A 521-nucleotide genomic window follows, 5' to 3' on the forward strand; every position below is an offset into this window, starting at 1 on the left:
GGGGGAGCTACAGACTGCAAGCGTGCCGCAAGATTTGGTGTGGATCCCAAAGCGCTGTGTTCGCTGGCAGTACCTTCGCCAACGACTTCTCCAATAACCACTGGCCCTGTTTCAATGCCGACACGGGCTGCCACAGAAATGCCTTCCGGTGAACCGGGTAAGTCCGAAACCAGTTTGACCAATTCCCAGCCCGCTCGAATGGCGCGATCTGCATCGTCTTCATGACTTTGGGGATAGCCAAAATACGCCAACACGCCGTCACCGAAATACTTTGCGACATAGCCACCGTACTGTTCGACCGTGCTTTTGGCAGCATTCTGAAAACTGCGGATATGGGCGTGATAATCTTCCAGAGTGATCTGTGTTGACAGCGCCGTCGAGTCGACCAAATCAGCAAACATCAAGGTCAGCAGGCGCCTCCTGACTGGCGCCTCGCAATCCACCTCAGTTTCAATCTGCGCTGCCGCAGCCAAGATGCGTTTACGGTGGCCAAGCTTTTCTATCCCCAACTCACGCAAATC

At 54.5% G+C, this 521-nt stretch carries 1 protein-coding gene; it reads right to left on the minus strand.

Annotated elements, in window-relative coordinates; genetic code table 11:
• On the minus strand, nt 1–401 hold a 401-nt coding region (locus tag Q0816_RS25925; protein ID WP_298856212.1), incomplete at its 3' end, for an adenylate/guanylate cyclase domain-containing protein.
• Between the last annotated feature and the right edge of the window lie 120 nt (nt 402–521).

The sequence above is a fragment of the uncultured Ruegeria sp. genome, from assembly GCF_947497005.1.
Taxonomy (GTDB): domain Bacteria; phylum Pseudomonadota; class Alphaproteobacteria; order Rhodobacterales; family Rhodobacteraceae; genus Ruegeria.